This window comes from Rhodobacter capsulatus, assembly GCF_052363185.1.
Lineage (GTDB): Bacteria > Pseudomonadota > Alphaproteobacteria > Rhodobacterales > Rhodobacteraceae > Rhodobacter > Rhodobacter capsulatus_E.
In genome coordinates, this window is record NZ_CP198955.1 from 3,370,480 (window position 1) to 3,389,691 (window position 19,212).

Here is a 19,212-nt window from a genome sequence, read left to right on the forward strand (position 1 = left end):
CCAAATATCCCCGCCGGAGGCTCCGCCCCCGGCAGGCAGCGCCAAGCTCTCAGATCGCGGCCAGCGCGTCCACCAGCTTCGCCGCACCAAAGCGGAAGGGATCGGTGGTGGGCAGACCCATCTCGGCCTCGACCTTGGCGATATAGGCGCGGGCCTCGGCCTCGGGCATGTTTTGCGTGTTGATCGAGATGCCCACCACCTGGCAGGCCGGGTTCGCGACCTTCGCCACCTGCAGCGCCAGATCGCGCAGGGCGTCAAGGCCCGGCAGCTGATAACCCGGCAGGCCGCGCATATGGGCGCGGGTCGGTTCGTGGCACAGCACCAGCGCATCGGGCTGACCGCCATGCACCAGCGCCATCGTCACGCCGGAATAGCTGACGTGGAAGAGGCTCCCCTGCCCCTCGATCAGATCCCAGTGATCGGCGTCATTGTCGGGCGTCAGCCATTCCACCGCCCCCGCCATGAAATCGGCAATCACCGCATCCAGCGGCACGCCGTCGCCGGTGATCAGGATGCCGGTCTGCCCGGTGGCGCGGAACGACGCCTTCATCCCCCGCGCGCGCATCTCTTTTTCCATGCAGAGCGCGGTATACATCTTGCCGACCGAGCAATCGGTGCCCACGGCCAGCATCCGCTTGCCCGTGCGCTTCACGCCGTTCGCGATCGGATAGTCCACCGTCGGCACCCGCACGTCATGCAGCTGACGCCCGCAGGCCTTGGCCACGGCGACCAGATCTTCCTCGTCGCGCAGCAAGTTGTGCAGGCCCGAGGCCAGATCGAAGCCCTCTTCCAGCGCCATGATCAGCACTTTCTTCCAGGCTTGCGAGATCACGCCGCCGCGGTTCGCCACGCCAATCACCAGCGTCTTGCAGCCCGCGGCCTTGGCGGTGGCCAGGTTCATCTCGGGCAGGCCCAGATCGGCCTTGCAGCCCTCCATCCGGTATTGGCCAATGGCATATTCCGGGCGCCAATCCTTGATGCCCTGCGCGACTTTCGCGGCCAGCTGGTCGGGCGCATCGCCAAGGAACAGAAGATAGGGGGTTTCGATCAGCGACATGGGAGCCTCGGCAGGTTGGAAAGGGTTTCGCAAGGTATCGCGCGGACGGCCACGGATTTTCTTGGAAAGATGCGGCGAAACCTTGGTTACTCGACACATTTCTTTCGCATCTTTATGTTTTCTTCGAAGCTTCTTCCAAGTTTTCCGCGCGCCGCAAAATTCATCACCTTTTCACCCCCGATGCTGCATCCGCAGAAACTCCTTGCATGCCGCAGCGCAACAATATATCGCAAACACAACCCGTCCCGTAACTTCCTTGCCGAGAGACCCGATGAGCTTCCGCACCCAGCCGCCCGCCCCCGCCCGCCTCAACCGCTGTCAGCTGTTCGGGCCCGGCTCGCGTCCGGCGATCTTTGAAAAGATGGCGCAATCGGCGGCCGATGTGATCAACCTCGACCTGGAGGACTCGGTCGCCCCCGATGACAAGCCGCAGGCGCGGCGCAACATCATCGAGGCGTCGCATAACGTCGATTGGGGCAACAAATACCTCTCGGTGCGGATCAACGGGCTGGATACGCCGTTCTGGTATCGCGACGTGGTCGAGCTGCTCGAAGAAGGCTCGGAGCGCATCGACCAGATCATGATCCCGAAAGTGGGCTGCGCCGCCGACGTCTACGCCGTCGATGCGCTGGTGACGGCGATCGAGGCTGCCAAAGGCCGCAAGAAACGCATCTCGCTGGAAGTGATCATCGAATCGGCCGCGGGCATCGCCCATGTCGAGGAAATCGCGGCCTCCTCGCCGCGGCTGCAGGCGATGAGCCTTGGCGCGGCGGATTTCGCGGCCTCGATGGGGATGGCCACCACCGGCATCGGCGGCACGCAGGAAAACTACTACATGCTGCATGCGGGCGTGAAGCACTGGTCGGACCCGTGGCACTGGGCGCAGGCCGCCATCGTCGCCGCCTGCCGCACCCATGGCATCCTGCCGGTAGATGGCCCGTTTGGCGACTTCTCGGATGACGAGGGTTTCCGGGCACAGGCCCTGCGCTCGGCCACTTTGGGCATGGTCGGCAAATGGGCGATCCACCCGAAACAGGTGGCGCTGGCGAACGAGGTCTTCACGCCCTCTGACGCTGCGGTTGCAGAGGCGCGGGAAATTCTGGCGGCGATGGAAAAGGCCAAGGCCGAGGGCGCCGGGGCCACCGTTTACAAGGGGCGGCTCGTCGATATTGCCTCGATCCGGCAGGCAGAGGTCATTGTCAGACAGGCGGAAATGACTAAGGTTTAAGCGCCGTGTAAACGATTCGTGACCGAATCGATTCGGATCCCGGAGCGGTGGGGAGGGGAGGCCCGGCTGCATGAGGGAACAGGGACGCCCCGGACCCGTGCCGGGGCGTTTCCAATTTCGCCCCCCACCCCGCGGCACTTGGCCCGCCTTTCCCTGCGTCAGTTGCAAATCCGGTGCCGCGCGGTCATATAGGCCACGACTGCGTTACGGAGGCTTCGATGACGACCTATCTCGAGTTCGAAAAGCCGCTCGCCGAGATCGAGGGCAAGGCCGAGGAACTGCGGGCGCTGGCCCGGGCGAATTCGGGGATGGATGTCGAGAAAGAGGCCTCGGCGCTCGACAAGAAGGCGGCGCAGATGCTGACCGACCTTTACAAGGATCTGACGCCCTGGCGCAAATGTCAGGTGGCGCGGCATCCCGACCGGCCGCATTGCCGCGACTATATCTATGAGCTTTTCACCGAATACACGCCGCTGGCGGGCGACCGCAACTTTGCCGATGATCATGCGGTGATGGGCGGCCTTGCGCGGTTCGACGATCAGCCGGTCGTCGTCATCGGCCATGAAAAGGGCCACGACACCGCCTCGCGCATCGTGCACAATTTCGGCATGGCCCGCCCCGAGGGCTATCGCAAGGCGATCCGGCTGATGGACATGGCCGACCGCTTCGGCCTGCCGGTGATCACGCTCGTTGACACCCCCGGCGCCTATCCCGGCAAGGGCGCCGAGGAACGCGGTCAGGCCGAGGCCATCGCACGTTCGACCGAGAAATGCCTGTGTCTGGGCGTGCCGCTGATTTCGGTGATCATCGGCGAGGGCGGCTCGGGCGGGGCCGTGGCCTTTGCCACCGCCGACCGCATCGCCATGCTGGAACATTCGGTCTATTCGGTGATCTCGCCCGAGGGCTGCGCCTCGATCCTGTGGAAGGATGCCGAAAAGATGCGCGAAGCCGCCGAGGCGCTGCGGCTGACGGCGCAGGATCTGAAGAAGCTTGGCGTGATCGACCGGATCATCGCCGAACCGCTGGGCGGGGCGCAGCGCGACCGCAAGAAGACGATTGCCAGCGTCGGCGCCGAGATCGGCAAGATGCTCGCCGATCTGAAGGGCAAGAAACGCGCCGAGATCCTGGCGGCGCGGCGCAAGAAATTCATCGAGATGGGCTCGAAGGGGCTGGCGGCGTAAGTCGCCTACCCTGCGACATGAAAAAGGGCGGCTCAAGCCGCCCTTTCGCATTTCGGGGTGTCTCGTCTCAGCCGATCTTCAGCCCGGCCTCGGCCATCAGTCTGTCCGAAGCGGTCTCGATCTGCGCCTCGATCACCTTCATGTACTCGCCCATCGGCATGCCAGCCTCGATCTGCGGCAGAAATTCCACCACCGCCAGCCCGGGCTTGCGCAACACCGCATGGCGCGGCCAGAACACGCCCACATTCGTCGCCGCGGGCACGCAGGGCAGGCCCAATTCGGCATAAAGCGCCCCGGCGCCGATCTTGTAGGGCTTCTTCGCCCCCGCCGCGACGCGGGTGCCTTGCGCAAAGATCACCAGCTGACCGCCCGCAAACCGCGCATCCTTGGCCTGTTCCAGCATCCCCTTGATCGCCGCGCCGCGCTTGCCGCGATCGACCGGCACGCAGCCGATCAGGTAAGCATACCAGCCGACGAAGGGGGTCCAGACCAGCTCCTGCTTCATGATGAACTTGCCGCGCGGGATCGCCGCATAGATCATCAGAATGTCGAAGAAGCTCTGGTGCTTGGCGGCGATCAGCACATCGCCCGTGGGGATCTCGCCGCGGTATTCGGTCTTGATGCCGACCATCCAGCCCGCGGTCCAGCACACCCATTTGCAATAACCGCGACAGACAAGGATCGCTGCCGAGCGCCCGCCGATCAGCGCAAAGGGCAGACCGCCGACGGCATAGACCGCCAGCATCACATACATCTGTGCAATGAACAGAACAGAGCGGATATATTGCCAAACGATCATCAGCGAATTCCCCTGAGCATGCGCAGCGCCGCGGCGCGGGTGGCGCCAAAGGCCACTAACGCAGCCAGCCCCGGCAATGCAAGCGGCCAAAGCCAGCCCCAGCCGGTGAAGCCAAGCCCGGTCAGGAAGCCGCCCGCCGCATCGGCCGCGGGCAGCGCCGCCACCGCCGCCATGCCCAGCGCCGTGCCCAGCGCCGCCCCGGCCAGCGCGCGTTTGGTGAAGCGGCGCACGAAGGCCCCGGCGATGAAGGCATCCTGCGCCCCCACAAGCCGCAGCGTGCGGATCACCTGCCCGTTCGCCGCCAAGGCCGCCTGCGCGGCCAGCGTGATCATCCCCGCCATCGCCCCGCCGATCAGCACCAGCGAGAGCCAGCCCAGCAGCCGCAACCGGCTGGCCGCGGAAACCAGCGGCTTGCGCCAGCGGGTGTGGTCATCAAGCACCGCCCCGGGCGCCTCGGCCGCCAGCCGTAGCCGCAACCCCTCGGCGTCGATGCCCTGCCCGGTCTCGGTCAACTCGACGAGCTTCGGCAGGGGCAGGCTGTCCACCGGCAGATCCGGCCCGAACCACGGGTCGAGCAGCTTGCGCATCTCGCCCTCGTCCATGGCGCGGTAGCTGGCCACGCCGGGCGTCGTTTCGAGCGCATCGAGCACGGCGCGCAACTGTGTTTCCATCTGATCGGGCGGCGCCGAAATCCGGATCGTGGCCGAGCGCGCCAGCGCCTCGGACCAGCGATCGGCAAGCCGCCCCGAGGCCAGCGACAGGGCCAGCGCAAAGACCGCCAGAAAGGCCATCGCCGCCGAGGTCAGCACGGTCAGATTGGCGGTGAAGCCGGTCGGCGGCACCACCCGGTCGGCGGTCGAAAGCTCGGACCCGAAAGGATTGAACCGCATCACAGATCCGCCCCCGCCAGTTGCAGCCGCCGGTTCGCGATCCGCAGCACCCGCGCCGAGACCTGCGCCTTGGCCTGCCGGATCAGGTTCAGATCATGCGTCGCGATCAGCACGGTCTTGCCCAGCTTGTTCAGCTCCATCAGCAGCGACAGAAGCCGCAGCGACATTTCCCAGTCAAGGTTCCCCGTGGGCTCGTCGGCCAGGATCACCTCGGGCGAGGTGATGATCGCCCGCGCCAAGGCCGCCCTTTGCCGCTCGCCGCCCGAAAGCTGCGGCGGCAGCGCATTCATCTGCGCCTTCAGCCCGACCCAGGCCAGAAGCTCGGCCAGCTCCATCCCGTCGATCGGCCGCCCCGACACCGTCAGCGGCAGCGCGACATTTTCCGCCACCGACAGGTGATCGAGAAACTGGCAGTCTTGATGCACGACGCCGATGCGCTGGCGCATCCGGGCGATGTCGTCGCGCCCCATCGTGCGGGCGTCCTGCCCGTAAAGCCCCATGAACCCCGACGAGGGCAGCAGCTCGGCGTAGCACAGTTTCAGGAACGTCGTCTTGCCCGCGCCCGAAGGCCCGGTCAGGAAGTGAAACGATCCCGGCACCAGCTTCAGCGTCATCTCCGCCAGCAGCTCGCTTCCGCCATAGCCGACGGCGACATCCTGCAATTCGATCACTGCGCGGCCCCTCTCCTGTTGCCCCCTGTGCGGGCGGCCCCTGCGACACACTCAAACTATTGGAGTTTGTTTCTTTGCTTGCTACAACAAGCTGGTAGAAAAGGCCAGAATGGCAAGCGAGGGGCGAGGCTGGGAACCGGATGCGGCTGATCTGCCCAAGATGCGGTGCGCAATACGAGGTGGATGACGTGGTCATTCCCGCCGCGGGGCGTGATGTGCAATGTTCCGGCTGCGGCCAGACCTGGTTCCAGCCCAGCCGGGCCATGCTGGATGCCGCGCAGGAACAGGCCCGGGACGATGCGGACCGGCTTGACGGCTGGGATGTCGCCGAGGGGACCGCCCCGACGGAGCCAGAGCCTGCACCGGACCCCGACCCCGAAGGCCTGGCCGGAGCCCCGGCCCGAAGACTGGCCAGAGATCGCGCCGCAGGCCCCGCCGGCCGAAAGCCCCGGTCCCGCCGACACCGCCCCCGGTCCCGACATCGCGTCCGCGGAGGATGCCGAGATCCTTGATTGGGCGGTGCCCGATGTCGCCCCCCCCCCCCGCCGAGCCCGAACCGGCCGAGCTTGAGCCCGATGTCACCCAGGCCATCGCCGAATTGATGCGCGCCCATCCGGTGACGCTGCCGCCCGAACCCGAACCCGAACCCGAACCCGAGCCCGAACCGCAGACGGAACCCGAAGCGGAGCCGCCGCCAGCACAGTCTGCGGTGCCTGCGCCGCCGCCCGAACCGTCCGAGGTCGGCCCGGCGCCCCGTGCGGGGGCGATCCCGCGGCGTCCGCTGGACGAAAACCTGCTGGCGATCCTGCGCGAAGAGGCCGAACGCGAAGCCGCCGCCCGTCGCGCCGAGGGCGGGGATTTCGAAACCCAGCAGGAAATGAACCTTGATCCGGTGCTGACACCGCCGCCCGCAGCGCCCCGGCCGATCACGCCGCCGGTTGCTGCTCCGGTTGCTGCGGCGCCAGAGCCGATGGCACCGGAAACGATGGTGCCGCCGCCGCGTGCGGTGACGCCGGTGCGGGTGGCGCCACCGCGCCGGGTGCCGGATTTCAGCGATCTCAATTCGGTGGACGAGGATGAACGCCACGCCGATCTGACCGAAGGTCCCGATCCCGAAAGTTCCGACCCCGACGGCCCCGAGACGCCCGGCAAATACACCCGGCGTCAGCGCCTGCCCGACATCGACGAGATCAATTCCAGCCTGCGGGCCAGCGCCGACCGGGCCGGGGATATTGCCGCCATGGGCATGGCGCAGAGCGGGGAAGAGAGCCCCTCGGGCTTCCGTCTTGGCTTTTCCGCGGTCCTTCTGCTCGCGGCGCTGGCGGCGCTGGCCTATGCCTATGCGCCACAGCTGGCCCGGACGGTGCCCGCGCTGGGACCGGCGCTGGACGGCTATGTCACCGCGGTCGATGCGGCGCGGATCTGGCTGGATGCGCAGCTGCGCGCGGTGATTGCCGCGGTGCAGGCCGGGTCCGGGCCGCAGTCCTGATCCCGGCCGCGCCGCTTACGGCCCGGCAAAGCGGTCCAGCAGGCGGCGCAGATAGTCCCGTTCGGCCTCGGGGCGGCTGCGCTCGGCGGTGCGGCGGCGGATTTCATCCAGCAGGTCGCGGGCACGCCGATAGATGTCGTCGCCCTTGAGCAGATCGGAGTCGGTGCCGATCCGGCTGCCCTCTCCCGTCGCCCGGCCCAGGGGATCGCGCGGCAATTCCCGCGCGCCATGCCCGCCCATCGCATCGCCGCGCCGTTCCATCCCCTCGGCGCCCTGCCCGCGTTCGCCCGAACCGCTTTCTTCGGCCATCGCCTCGCCCAGCTTCCGCATGCCTTCGCGCAAAGCCTCGATCGCATCGGCCTGCTGATCCAGCGCCCCGCCCAGATCGCCGTTCTTCAGCGCCTGTTCCGCACCATCCATCGCCCGCCCGGCCTCGCCCAGCGCCCGCTCGGCCTCCTTTGCCGCCTCGCCGCCCAGCCGCGGCATCAACCCGCGCTGGCGTTCCAGCTCCCGGCGCAGCGCATGTTGCCGCTCGGCCAGGCTGTCGCCCGGATCGTCTTGCGCGCCCGCTTCGGACTGCGGTTGCCCCTCGGGCTGCGGTTGCGGCTGCGGCGCCCCGGGCCCCGGTTGCTCCAGCCCCGGATCGACGCCCTCGGGCTCTGGGCTGCGCTGCATCTGCCGGAAGGCATCATCCGAAAGCTTCTGCTGATCGCGGAGCGTCTGGCCAAGGTCCTTCATCGCCTTGCCGCCGGGGCCGTCGCCCTCGCCGCCCTCGCCCTGGGTGACCCTCATGTTTTCCATCAGCCGCGCCAGCTGATCAAGCAGCTCCTGCGCCTCGGCCATCCGGCCTTCCTCCATAAGACGCTGGATTTCTTCCATCATCTGCTGGATCTGATCGCCGGTGATGCGCTGGCTGTCCTGCTTTTGCCCGAATTGCGGCCCCTCTTCCTGATCGGTGGCGCGTTCGGCCAGCATCTGCAGGTAACGGTCGGTGGCCTCTTTCAACTCGGCCATCAGCTTGGCGATCTCGTCCTTGGAGGCGCCGTTGCGGATCGCCTCGCTCAGCCGTTCCTGCGCCTGCTGCATCGCGGCCAAAGCATCGGCCAGACCGCCGTCTTCCAGCAATTTCGCCAGATCCCACAGCACCTTGGCCACCTCGTCCCGGGCCTCGGGGGTCAGCGCGGCCCCCTCCAGCCGTTCGACCTGCGCATGCAGCGCTTCGGCGATCTGCGGCGCGGGGAAAAGCCCCTCGGGCCGGTGCAGGATCGCCCGCAGCAATTGCGCCGTGCGGGGGGCATTTTCGCGCGACCACAAAAGATCGCGGCGCATCTCGATCAGCGCCGCCGCCCGCGGATCAAAGAACCGCCGCCCGGGCAGATCGAAGCTTTGATCGCCGCTGGTGCCGGTCTGGCCCAGCCCGTCCTCGACCGACAGCGAAAGCCGCACCGGCAGGTTCGCCCAGGGGTGTTCGGACATGTCCTCGATCAGCGTTTCGGTGAAATCCGCGCGCGAGCCGGTGATGGGAAGCGGCAGATCGAAGGTCAGATCGGGGCGCGGCTCGGGGGCGATGGCCAGACCATAGCGGCGGTCGATCGCCGCCAGATCAAGGCGGATCTGCGCCTGACCCCGGATCACGCCGTAATCATCGCTCGCATGGAAGGGCTGCGCCAGCTTGCCATCGGCGCGCCGTTCAGCCAGCCGCGGCAGCTCGACCGCGGGCCCGGCATCGGAGAGCAGCGTGACCCGGAAGCTGCGCCCCATCCGCCCGCCAATCTCGATCACGCCAGAGCGGCGGGCCGTCAGATCAAGGCTTTGCACCTCGCCCCCCTCGGTCTTGTCGGGCGTCGCGGCGGGGCTGGACACGGTTTCGGCGAAGGGCACCGACCCGGGCGGGCCGTAGAAGCGGAAGGACAGTTTCGTACCCTCGGGCAGGAAAAGATCCTCCCCCTCGACCCCGTTCAGATAAAGGCCGGGCTTGCCGGTGTAGCGCGGCGGCTCGGCCCAGCCTTCCCAGGCGGGGCCCATCGCGGCTTCGGCGGCGCCGGGGGGTTGCGGATGCTGGGGCGGCGTGAAGATCGCCAAGGGGGCGCCGAAGATCAGCGCCACGGTGACGCCGGTCAGGGCGGAAATCCGCAGGCCGTAGGGGTCACGCGGCGCCAGATCAGGCGCGGGCAGGGGCGCGCGGGCGGCAGCGGCGCGTTCGGCCATGCGGCCGCGGTGCAAAGCCCAAAGCGCGCGCGTCGCCGGATCGGTCTCGCCCAGCGCCAAACTGTCGGTCAGCGCGGCGAGCGGGCGGCCGGGCAGGCTCGCATCCAGCCGGGCAATCGCCTCGGACCGGGTGGGAATACGGAACCGCCGGAACCCCGGCGCGGCCAGAACGACGGCCAGAAAGCCAAGCGTCCCGGCCAGGATGGGCCATTGCCGCCCGGTCAGATGATCGGGCAGCCGAAAGGCCAGAAGGGTGAAGGTGATCGCGGCCAGCGTGAGAAGCGGCCAGAAGCAGCGCGCCAGCCGTTCGGCCAGCATCGCCGCCCGCGTCAGCGCGATCGGTCGGGCCAGCGGGGCGAGCGGGTCGCCCGGAAGGGGCGGCGGCGGCGGCATCGGTCCTTTCCGGCCCCGACTACCGGATCAGAGCCATTCCGGAATGCTATCGCGGGCCAGCATTTCCTCAAAGCTCGGTCTTTGCCGGATGACGGCGAAGTGATCCCCGCGCACCAGCACCTCGGGGATCAGCGGCCGGGAATTGTATTCGGACGCCATCACCGCGCCATAAGCCCCCGCCGAACGGAAGGCGACCAGATCGCCCGCGGCCATCGGGGGAAGCTCGCGGCCCTTGGCGAAAGTGTCGCCGGTTTCACAGACCGGGCCGACGACGTCGAAGGGCTGCGGCGCAGTGCCCGGCGCGGGCTCGATCACCGGAACGATATCGTGATGCGCCGCATACATCGCAGGCCGCACCAGATCGTTCATCGCCGCATCGACGATGAGGAAATTGCGCCCCTCGCCTTCCTTGAGCCAGATCACCGAAGTCACCATCAGCCCGGCATTGCCGGAAATCAGCCGCCCCGGCTCGATCTCGATTTCGCAGCCCAGATCGCCCAGAACGCGCGTGATCATCGCGCCGTAATCAGTGGGCAGCGGCGGCGCCTCGTTCGAGCGCTGGTGATAGGGAATGCCCAAGCCCCCCCCCAGATCAAGGCGGCGGATCTTGTGGCCATCCTCGCGCAGCGCCAGCGTCAGTTCGCGGACCTTGGTGAAGGCGGCTTCAAACGGCGCAAGATCGGTCAGCTGGCTGCCGATATGCACATCGACGCCGATCACCTCGATCCCGGGCAGTTTCGCGGCCTCGGCATAGACGGCCCGGGCCTTGGCAATCGGAATGCCGAACTTGTTTTCCGATTTGCCGGTGGCGATCTTTTCATGGGTCTTCGCATCGACATCGGGGTTCACCCGCAAGGCAATCGGCGCGGTGACGCCAAGGCCCGTCGCAATCTCGGAAATCGCCCGCAGCTCGGGTTCGCTTTCGACATTGAACTGCCGGATGCCCCCGGTCAGGGCGAGGGCGATTTCGTCGCGCGTCTTGCCAACGCCGGAAAAGACGATCCGCTCCCCCGGCACGCCCGCGGCTTTCGCCCGACGGTATTCGCCGCCCGAGACGACATCCATCCCCGCCCCAAGATCGCCGAGCAGCTTCAGCACGGCCAGGTTCGAATTCGACTTGATCGCGAAACAGACCAGATGATCGGTGCCCGCCAGCGCCGCATCGAAGAGCTGGAAATGCCGGGTCAGGGTCGCGGCGGAATAGACGTAGAACGGCGTGCCGACAGCGGCCGCGATTTCAGGCAGGGCCACGTCTTCGGCATGCAGCACGCCATTGCGGTAAAGAAAATGATCCATCGCGGCCTCCGGTTGCTGAGGCTTCTTATCCGGTCGGGCCGGTCAAGAAAAGCGGGCTCAGAAGCCCGCGCCCAGACGCAGCCAGCCAAGCCGCGTGCCAACGGTGCCGCGGCCGGTGCCGGTCACCCCCAGCCGCACCGGGCCGACGCCGGTCGTAACCCCGGTCGTCACCTGCCCTGTGGGGGCCGCATGCACATTCGCCCGCGGCCCGGAACAGGCCGCAAGCAGGATCAGCATCAGCGACAGCGCGATCCTCACAGGGTCCCCACGACGCCCATCCGCGCCTCGCCGGAGATCGACACGCCCGGGGTTGCGGCTTGCGGCTTTGTGGGCGGGCCATCGACGCCGCAGGTGGCGGTCAGGGTCAGAAGCGACAGGGCCAGAAGGATGCGCATGATATCTCCGGGGTCAGGCCAGAAGCCCCTGCCAGCGCGCCACCTGGGCGCGGACCTGATCGGGGGCGGTGCCGCCGTAAGACTGCCGCGAGGCGACCGAATTGTGAACCCCAAGCACGGAATAGACCGCCTCGGTCAGGGCCGGATGGGCGGATTTCAGCTCTTCAAGGCTCAGATCGGGCAGATCGCAGCCCTTCTTTTCCGCCAGCGCGACCAGCGAGCCGGTGACGTGATGGGCGTCGCGGAAGGGCAGACCGGCCTCGCGCACCAGCCAATCGGCCAGATCGGTCGCGGTCGAAAAGCCCGATGAGGCCGCGGCTTCCAGCTTGCCCGTGTTCACCGTCAGATCCGACATCATGCCCGTCATCGCCGCAAGCGCCAGCATCAGCGTATCGGCGGCGTCGAAAACCTGTTCCTTGTCTTCCTGCATGTCCTTCGAATAGGCAAGCGGCAGGCCCTTCATCACGGTGAAGAGCGCGACGGCCGCGCCCAGCACCCGGCCGATCTTCGCCCGGATCAGCTCCGCCGCATCGGGGTTGCGCTTTTGCGGCATGATGCTGGACCCCGTGGACCACTTGTCCGACATCGCGACGAAGCGGAACTGCGCCGAGGACCAGATCACCAGCTCTTCCGCCAGACGGCTCAGATGGACCGCGCAGATCGCCGCCGAGGACAGGAATTCCAGCGCGAAATCGCGATCCGACACGCCATCGAGGCTGTTCGCCATCGGCCGATCAAAGCCCAAAGCTTGCGCCGTCATGTGCCGGTCGATCGGAAAGCCCGTGCCCGCCAGCGCCGCAGAGCCCAGCGGACATTCGTTCATCCGCTTGCGCGCGTCTTCAAAGCGGCTCCGATCCCGGGCGAACATCTCGACATAGGCCATCATGTGATGGCCCCAGGTCACCGGCTGCGCGGTCTGCAGATGGGTGAAGCCCGGCATCACCCAATCGGCGCCCTGTTCCGCCTGCGCCACCAGCACCTTCATCAGAGCCGTCAGCGAGGTGATCGCAGCATCGGCCTGATCGCGGACCCAAAGCCGGAAATCGGTCGCCACCTGATCGTTGCGACTGCGCGCCGTGTGCAGCCGCCCCGCCGGTTCGCCGATCAGCGCCTTCAGCCGCGCCTCGACATTCATGTGAATGTCCTCAAGCGCGGTCGAAAACGGGAAATCGCCCGCCTCGATCTCTGACAAGACCGTGAGCAAGCCTTCCCCGATCGCCTCGGCATCGCTATGCGTAAGGATACCCGTCGCGGCCAGCATCGCCGCATGGGCCCGGCTGCCGCGGATATCCTGTGCGTAAAGCCGCTTGTCGAACGAGATCGAGGCGTTGATCGCCTCCATGATCGCGTCCGGACCGGCGGCGAAGCGCCCGCCCCACATGGCGTTCGAGGTTTTCGTGTCGTCGGTCATCGTCAGGCCCTTCGTCGGAGGCATCATGCTGCGGTTGTTCGTCCTTTATACGGCCCTTGCCCTTTGCGCAAATGCCGCGCCCGCCGCCGATCTGTCGGCGCTGAAGACGGGAGAGATGCGCAAACTCGCCGTCTTCTCGGAACCGCTGCCGCTGCCCGAGATCCCCTTCGTCGATGAAACCGGCACCAGCCACCGGCTGGCCGATTATCGCGGCAAGGTGGTGCTGCTCAACCTTTGGGCAACCTGGTGTGCGCCCTGCCGCAAGGAAATGCCCGATATCGCGGCCCTGCAGGCGGAAATCGGCGGGGCGGATTTCACCGTGCTGACGGTGGCGTCAAGCAATCGCGACACCCAGACGAAGGTGGCGGCGTTTTTCGAGAAACAGGGCATCACCCAGCTGCCGCGGATGATCGACGAAACCGAACGGCTGCCGCGGGCGCTGGGCGTGCCCGGCCTTCCGGCCACGTTCCTGATCGACCGGAAGGGGCAGATCGTGGCGCAGCTGTTCGGCCCGGCGAACTGGTCGAGCCCGGAAGCCAAGGCGGTGATCGCGGCCTTGCGCGCCGAGTGATCAGCGCGACTCGCCGCGCAGGAACTGGTTCATCGACGAACCGATCTCCTCGGACAGGCGCATGATCGATTCGAGCCGGTTCTTGATGTCGGCGTGAAAGATATCAAGCTGGTCGATGGTGGCCGACAGACCGCCGCCGGTGTCGCGCATCCTTCCGCATTCGACCCGGCCCAGCACCCGGATCGTGTCAAGACCCAGCATCAGCCGCCGGATCTCGGCGCTGGACCGCGACAGTTCCTCGGCATGGCCGACGGCCTGTTCCATCGCCTGCCGGGTGTCCTGCCGCGAGCGGTCCTCAAGCGCGCGCAGCATGGCGCGCTCCTCGTCCCAGTTGATGCCCTCGACCGGATCCGCATCGAGGAAATCGGCGTTCATCTCTTTCAGGACCCGGTTCGAGCCAAGCAGAAACAGCGCCCGCGCCGCCTGCCGCGAGACCCGGTCGCACAGATTGTCGCGTCCCGCGACGAAGCTGCGCAGCCGTTCGGAAATCACCATCGAGGAGGCTTTGTAATTTTCAGAAATCGCCGAAACCGGCCCGCCCGAAGGTTCCAGTCGCGAAGCGACGATGCGCATGTTGTTCGGGATCGACTGCAGCGCCTCGAAACTGCGCAGCAGTTTCGTCTGCTCGGTGGTGACCTTTTCGAGCGACTTGTTCATCTCGATCAGCCGCAGCGTGCGCGGATCGGCCGGTCGACCCAGCTTGGCATCGCGGGCAGCCAGCTCCTGCCCCAGCGCGAAGGCCATGTAACTGGTGTAGCTTGAAAAGCCCTCGGCCTGGGCGACGGCGCGCAATTCATTCGCGCCGACCTCGGGGTCGAGCTTTTCCGCCCGTTCGCGGGCGCTGATTCGCACATAGACTTCGCGGATGCGGTCGAACAACGGCGTCGACGGTTTCAGCCGCACCGACAGAAACCCGCCCTGCACCGGCATCAGCACCGCAAAGACCCAGTATTGATCGCCGTTCCGGGCCCGGTTCTTGACATAGGCCCCCATCGGATGCCCGGCGCGCAGCGCATCCCACAGGATGCGGAAGACTGCCCGCGGCGTATCGGGGTGGCGCACCATCTTGTGCGGCGAACCGAGCAGCTGGGCCCAATCATAGCCCGAGACCCGGTGAAAGACCTCGTTGCCGGCGATGATCACCCCGCGCGTATCGGTCCTGGAATAGAAGAGTTCGTCGAAACCGAAATGGGCTTCGCCTTCCTGGGATTTGGAAAGATCGGTCTGCGCGGTCATGGTGGCCTTGTCTGGGTACTCGGAACTTTTGACCACCATAGCTGCGACGCGTTACCGAGCAGTTTATGAAATCCGTCTTGTGCGAAATCATCGCCGTTAACCACGCGGCAGAGAAATTTTGGCGCTTTACCTGTTGTTAGCCGAAATCGCGGAATCTGGTTCCGAACCTTATGGAGGGGCCGATGTCGAAAATTCCGCTGTCGCTGCGCGAGCCGCTCGACCCCGCCGATGCCAATCCGCTGAACTTCGCCGTCGCCCAGCGCGACCGGGACACGCTTTCGATGGTCACCCGCGCCGTGGAACGCCGCGATGTGGTGCTGGCCTTTCAACCCATCGTGCAGACGACGCGCCCCGACCGCCCGGCCTTTTACGAGGGGCTGATCCGCGTGCTGGACGACACCGGCCGGGTGATTCCCGCGCAGGATTTCATCGGCGCCGCCGAAACCACCGAAATCGGCCGCAAGCTGGACTGCCTCGCGCTCGAGATGGGGCTTTTGTCGCTGGCCGAGGATCGCAGCCTGCGGCTTTCGGTGAACATGTCCGCCCGCTCGATCGGCTATCCGGACTGGATGCGCATTCTCAACCGCGGCCTGGCCATGGATGACAGCGTGGGCGAGCGGCTGATTCTGGAAATCACCGAAAGCTCCGCCATGGTGATGCCCGAACTCGTCTCGGTCTTCATGCAGGACATGCAGCTGAAGGGGATTTCCTTCGCGCTGGATGATTTCGGCGCGGGCTATACCTCGTTCCGCTACCTGCGCGAATTCTATTTCGACATCCTGAAGATCGACGGCCAGTTCATCACCGGAATCGCCCGCAACCCCGACAACCAGATCCTGACCCAGGCGCTGATGTCGATCGCGAAGCATTTCGAAATGTTCACCGTTGCCGAAGCGGTCGAAACCGCCGAGGATGCGGCCTGGCTCACCCGTGCGGGCATCGACTGCATGCAGGGCTATTATTTCGGCGCGCCGACGATCATGCCGCCGTGGAAAGCGCCCACGACCCACAAGGCCGGGATCTGACGCCCGGCCCCCAGCCCCGATTTGGCCGCGCAACAAAATTGCGCAACTTGGCGCGAATCTTGCCAAATCTGCTTGACCTCCTGCGGCCTTTCGGCATGCTGCACAGCGGCAATGGGTGCTTTCGCGCCCGAAATCCTGTGAGGAGGGAAATTCATGACCAATGTCGTCATCGTCTCGGCGGCCCGGACCGCCGTGGGCAGCTTCAACGGCGCTTTCGCCGCAACGCCCGCGCATGATCTGGGCGCCGCGGTGATCGAGGCCGTGGTGGCGCGGGCGGGCATCGACAAGGCGGAGGTCTCGGAAACCATCCTCGGTCAGGTGCTGACCGCCGGTCAGGGCCAGAACCCGGCGCGTCAGGCGCATATCAAGGCCGGTCTGCCGATCGAATCGGCCGCCTGGGGCATCAACCAGGTCTGCGGCTCGGGCCTGCGCACGGTCGCCCTGGGCGCGCAGCACATCCAGCTGGGCGATGCCGCGATCGTCATTGCCGGCGGTCAGGAAAGCATGTCGCTGAGCCCCCATGTCGCGCATCTGCGCGCGGGCACCAAGATGGGCGACATGAAGATGATCGACTGCATGATCAAGGACGGGCTGTGGGACGCGTTCAACGGCTATCACATGGGCCAGACCGCGGAAAACGTCGCGAGCCAGTGGCAGATCACCCGCGAAATGCAGGACGAATTCGCGCTGGCCAGCCAGAACAAGGCCGAAGCCGCGCAAAAGGCGGGCAAATTCGTCGATGAAATCGCCCCCTTCACGGTCAAGACCCGCAAGGGCGACATCGTCGTCGATACCGATGAATACATCCGTCACGGCGCGACGCTCGAATCGATGCAGAAGCTGAAACCGGCCTTCACCAAGGACGGCACCGTCACTGCGGGCAACGCCAGCGGCATCAACGACGGCGCCGCGGTCGTGCTTCTGATGACCGAGGAAGAGGCCGCCCGTCGCGGTCTGACGCCGCTGGCCCGGATCGCGTCCTATGCCACCGCCGGGCTTGACCCGTCGATCATGGGCTGCGGTCCGATCCCGGCCTCGCGCAAGGCGCTGGAAAAGGCGGGCTGGAACGCCGCCGATCTGGACCGGATCGAGGCGAACGAAGCTTTTGCGGCGCAGGCCTGCGCGGTGAACAAGGACATGGGCTGGGACGTGTCGAAAGTGAACGTCAACGGCGGCGCCATCGCCATCGGCCACCCGATCGGCGCCTCGGGCTGCCGGATCCTGAACACGCTTGTCTTCGAAATGAAACGTTCGGGCGCGAAAAAGGGTCTCGCGACGCTCTGCATCGGCGGTGGCATGGGCGTGGCCATGTGCCTCGAAGGGCTCTGATCTCCACTTTTTTCTGCAAATGCGAAAAACGGGCGCGCAACAATATTGCGCGCCCTGCTTATTTTGGGTAACAGCATTTCAACAAGGATGATCTGAGGAGGAATCATGTCCAGAGTTGCACTCGTCACCGGTGGGTCGCGCGGCATTGGCGCCGCGATCTCGATGGCGCTGAAGGAAGCCGGTTACACCGTCGCCGCGAACTATGCCGGCAATGACGAAGCCGCCGCGAAATTCACCGCCGAAACCGGGATCAAGACCTACAAATGGTCGGTCGCAGATTACGACGCCTGCGCCGCGGGGATCGCGCAGGTCGAGGCCGATCTGGGCCCGGTCGACGTTCTGGTGAACAATGCGGGCATCACCCGCGACGCGCCCTTCCACAAGATGACCCGCGAGCAGTGGGATCAGGTGATCGGCACCAACCTGAACGGCATCTTCAACATGACGCATCCGCTCTGGAACGGCATGCGCGACCGCAAATTCGGCCGGATCATCAACATTTCCTCGATCAACGGCCAAAAGGGCCAATTCGCCCAGGCGAACTACTCGGCCGCGAAGGCGGGCGACATCGGCTTCACCAAGGCGCTGGCGCAGGAAGGGGCGCGTGCGGGCATCACCGTGAACGCGATCTGCCCGGGCTATATCGCCACCGAAATGGTGATGGCGGTTCCGGAAAAGGTGCGCGAGCAGATCATCGCGACGATCCCGGTCGGCCGTCTGGGCGAAACCGGCGACATCGCGCGCTGCGTGGTCTTCCTCGCCTCGGATGATGCGGGCTTCATCACCGGCGCGACGCTGACCGCGAACGGCGGCCAATACATGACCTGATTTGCCCTTGGCAAATCGTCTCGGGGCCCGCATCTTGCGGGCCTCTTGCATTTCGGGGGTCAGATGTCGCGCAACCAGGCAACCTTGATCGGATTTTCGGCGGTCGCGCTCTGGTCGCTTCTGGCGCTCTTCACCGTGGGCTCGGCGCCGGTGCCGCCCCTGCAGCTCAATGCGCTGTGCTTTGCCATCGGCGGCGGCATCGGCCTGATCTGGGTCGCCGCGACAGAAGGATTCGCCGTGCTGCGGCAGGTGTCCTGGAAGGTCTATGCATTCGGCACCGCCGCGCTTTTTGGCTATCATTTGATCTATTTTTCCGCGCTGCGCCTGGCCCCCCCGGCCGAGGCAAGCCTGATCGCCTATCTCTGGCCGCTGCTGATCGTCGTCTTTTCCGGCCTGCTGCCGGGCGAGCGTCTGAACCGGCTGCATATTTTCGGGGCCGTGATCGCCTTTGCCGGGGCGGCGCTGATCGTCGCCCGCGGCGGCATCTCGGCCAGCGCCGATTCGCTGCCCGGTTACGGGCTGGCCTTTCTGTGCGCGCTGACCTGGTCGGGCTATTCGCTGCTCTCGCGCCGCATGGGCACGGTGCCCACGGCCGCCGTCGCGGTCTATTGTCTGGCCACGGCCGCGCTGTCGGCTATCGCGCATCTGGCGCTGGAAGAGACGCTCTGGCCCGCGGGCGCAACCGGCTGGGGAGCGGTCGTCGCGCTGGGCCTTGGCCCGGTGGGGCTGGCCTTTTACACATGGGATGTGGGGGTGAAACGGGGCGACATCCAGATGTTGGGGACGGCGTCCTATGCGGCGCCCCTACTGTCAACGCTGGCGCTGATCGGGGCGGGAATCGCGGCAGCGTCACCAGCTCTGGTTCTGGCCGCCGCGATGATTGCTGCCGGGGCCTTTCTCGCCGCCCTTGGCAGCCGGAAAGGCTAGGGCCGACCCTCGGGCCAGCCCGGAAATCAGACCGCCACGCCTTCCAGCCGGGCGATTTCTTCCTTGAGCCGCAGTTTCTGTTTCTTCATCTCCGCGATTTGCAGGTCGTCGAAGCTGGGCGTGCGCAGCGCAACTTCGACTTCCTCGGACAGAGCCTGATGTTTCTTGCGAAGTTCAGCGATATGCGAACTCACGGACATGGCAGTCTCCTCTTTCCTTGTTCGGTAGGGTGATTGCAGCACGTTTTCGAACGCTTGTCACGCGCTTGTCGTAAAGCT

Annotated in this window: 20 protein-coding genes; 9 read left to right on the top strand and 11 right to left on the bottom strand. The window is 66.2% G+C overall.

The window, feature by feature from the left end; genetic code table 11:
- Positions 1-49: 49 nt before the first annotated feature.
- On the bottom strand, positions 50-1,051 hold the full coding sequence (gene dgcN / locus ACTTAG_RS16525; protein ID WP_444465266.1) for an N-acetyltransferase DgcN: 1,002 nt from the start codon (positions 1,049-1,051) through the stop codon (positions 50-52).
- A gap of 277 nt (positions 1,052-1,328) precedes the next feature.
- Between dgcN and ACTTAG_RS16530 the strand changes: the two genes are divergently transcribed.
- Entirely contained in the window at positions 1,329-2,285 is a 957-nt protein-coding gene (locus ACTTAG_RS16530; protein ID WP_444463291.1) for an L-malyl-CoA/beta-methylmalyl-CoA lyase, read from the top strand.
- Positions 2,286-2,503: 218 nt separating this feature from the next.
- Complete coding sequence (locus ACTTAG_RS16535) at positions 2,504-3,466, top strand: acetyl-CoA carboxylase carboxyltransferase subunit alpha (protein WP_444463292.1); 963 nt, start codon at positions 2,504-2,506, stop codon at positions 3,464-3,466.
- Positions 3,467-3,533: 67 nt separating this feature from the next.
- Here ACTTAG_RS16535 and ACTTAG_RS16540 read toward each other — a convergent pair whose 3' ends face one another.
- From ACTTAG_RS16540 to ACTTAG_RS16550, 3 genes are read right to left on the bottom strand one after another with little or no spacing between them, the layout of a single operon-like run.
- The gene (locus tag ACTTAG_RS16540; protein WP_444463293.1) at positions 3,534-4,265 is read right to left on the bottom strand and encodes a lysophospholipid acyltransferase family protein; all 732 of its coding nucleotides are present in this window, start codon (positions 4,263-4,265) and stop codon (positions 3,534-3,536) included.
- Positions 4,265-5,155, bottom strand: a complete 891-nt coding sequence (locus tag ACTTAG_RS16545; RefSeq protein ID WP_444463294.1) for a cell division protein FtsX — start codon at positions 5,153-5,155, stop codon at positions 4,265-4,267. Before ACTTAG_RS16545 ends, ACTTAG_RS16540 begins: the two co-directional genes overlap by 1 nt.
- A complete protein-coding gene (locus ACTTAG_RS16550) occupies positions 5,155-5,826 on the bottom strand; it encodes a cell division ATP-binding protein FtsE (protein WP_013068865.1) in 672 nt (223 codons plus the stop codon). Before ACTTAG_RS16550 ends, ACTTAG_RS16545 begins: the two co-directional genes overlap by 1 nt.
- A gap of 140 nt (positions 5,827-5,966) precedes the next feature.
- On the opposite strand from ACTTAG_RS16550, the gene ACTTAG_RS16555 reads away from it, so the two are divergent.
- The gene (locus ACTTAG_RS16555; RefSeq protein ID WP_444463295.1) at positions 5,967-6,338 is read left to right on the top strand and encodes a zinc-ribbon domain-containing protein; all 372 of its coding nucleotides are present in this window, start codon (positions 5,967-5,969) and stop codon (positions 6,336-6,338) included.
- Between the two features lie 14 nt (positions 6,339-6,352).
- Complete coding sequence (locus ACTTAG_RS16560; protein ID WP_444463296.1) at positions 6,353-7,315, top strand: hypothetical protein; 963 nt, start codon at positions 6,353-6,355, stop codon at positions 7,313-7,315.
- 15 nt (positions 7,316-7,330) lie between these two features.
- On the opposite strand, the gene ACTTAG_RS16565 is transcribed toward ACTTAG_RS16560, so the two are convergent.
- From ACTTAG_RS16565 to argH, 5 genes are read right to left on the bottom strand one after another with little or no spacing between them, the layout of a single operon-like run.
- Positions 7,331-9,916 (bottom strand): DUF4175 domain-containing protein, encoded by a 2,586-nt coding sequence (locus tag ACTTAG_RS16565; protein WP_444463297.1) that lies wholly within the window; start codon positions 9,914-9,916, stop codon positions 7,331-7,333.
- Positions 9,917-9,943: 27 nt separating this feature from the next.
- Positions 9,944-11,212 (bottom strand): diaminopimelate decarboxylase, encoded by a 1,269-nt coding sequence (gene lysA, locus ACTTAG_RS16570; protein ID WP_444463298.1) that lies wholly within the window; start codon positions 11,210-11,212, stop codon positions 9,944-9,946.
- 57 nt (positions 11,213-11,269) lie between these two features.
- Positions 11,270-11,470 (bottom strand): hypothetical protein, encoded by a 201-nt coding sequence (locus tag ACTTAG_RS16575; RefSeq protein ID WP_444463299.1) that lies wholly within the window; start codon positions 11,468-11,470, stop codon positions 11,270-11,272.
- Positions 11,467-11,607 carry a hypothetical protein gene (locus tag ACTTAG_RS16580; protein WP_444463300.1) on the bottom strand — a complete coding sequence of 47 codons (141 nt, stop codon included), beginning with the start codon at positions 11,605-11,607 and terminating at the stop codon, positions 11,467-11,469. Before ACTTAG_RS16580 ends, ACTTAG_RS16575 begins: the two co-directional genes overlap by 4 nt.
- A 13-nt stretch (positions 11,608-11,620) precedes the next feature.
- Positions 11,621-13,018, bottom strand: coding sequence for an argininosuccinate lyase (gene argH / locus ACTTAG_RS16585; protein WP_444465267.1), 1,398 nt, complete (start codon positions 13,016-13,018; stop codon positions 11,621-11,623).
- A 25-nt stretch (positions 13,019-13,043) separates the two neighbouring features.
- Here argH and ACTTAG_RS16590 point away from each other — a divergent pair, with 25 nt between their 5' ends.
- Positions 13,044-13,589 carry a TlpA family protein disulfide reductase gene (locus tag ACTTAG_RS16590; RefSeq protein ID WP_444463301.1) on the top strand — a complete coding sequence of 182 codons (546 nt, stop codon included), beginning with the start codon at positions 13,044-13,046 and terminating at the stop codon, positions 13,587-13,589.
- Here ACTTAG_RS16590 and ACTTAG_RS16595 read toward each other — a convergent pair whose 3' ends face one another.
- Complete coding sequence (locus ACTTAG_RS16595) at positions 13,590-14,825, bottom strand: PAS domain-containing protein (RefSeq protein WP_444463302.1); 1,236 nt, start codon at positions 14,823-14,825, stop codon at positions 13,590-13,592.
- 182 nt (positions 14,826-15,007) lie between these two features.
- On the opposite strand from ACTTAG_RS16595, the gene ACTTAG_RS16600 reads away from it, so the two are divergent.
- The 4 genes from ACTTAG_RS16600 (at position 15,008) to yddG (ending at position 18,934) form a co-directional block, all read left to right on the top strand.
- On the top strand, positions 15,008-15,850 hold the full coding sequence (locus ACTTAG_RS16600; protein ID WP_444463303.1) for an EAL domain-containing protein: 843 nt from the start codon (positions 15,008-15,010) through the stop codon (positions 15,848-15,850).
- Between the two features lie 153 nt (positions 15,851-16,003).
- Positions 16,004-17,179, top strand: a complete 1,176-nt coding sequence (locus ACTTAG_RS16605; RefSeq protein ID WP_444463304.1) for an acetyl-CoA C-acetyltransferase — start codon at positions 16,004-16,006, stop codon at positions 17,177-17,179.
- 105 nt (positions 17,180-17,284) lie between these two features.
- Positions 17,285-18,007 carry an acetoacetyl-CoA reductase gene (gene phbB / locus ACTTAG_RS16610; protein ID WP_444463305.1) on the top strand — a complete coding sequence of 241 codons (723 nt, stop codon included), beginning with the start codon at positions 17,285-17,287 and terminating at the stop codon, positions 18,005-18,007.
- Positions 18,008-18,070: 63 nt separating this feature from the next.
- Positions 18,071-18,934 carry an aromatic amino acid exporter YddG gene (gene yddG, locus ACTTAG_RS16615; protein ID WP_444463306.1) on the top strand — a complete coding sequence of 288 codons (864 nt, stop codon included), beginning with the start codon at positions 18,071-18,073 and terminating at the stop codon, positions 18,932-18,934.
- A gap of 26 nt (positions 18,935-18,960) precedes the next feature.
- Here yddG and ACTTAG_RS16620 read toward each other — a convergent pair whose 3' ends face one another.
- Positions 18,961-19,134: a YdcH family protein gene (locus tag ACTTAG_RS16620; protein ID WP_444463307.1), complete on the bottom strand. Its 174-nt coding sequence runs from the start codon at positions 19,132-19,134 to the stop codon at positions 18,961-18,963.
- Positions 19,135-19,212 lie beyond the last annotated feature (78 nt).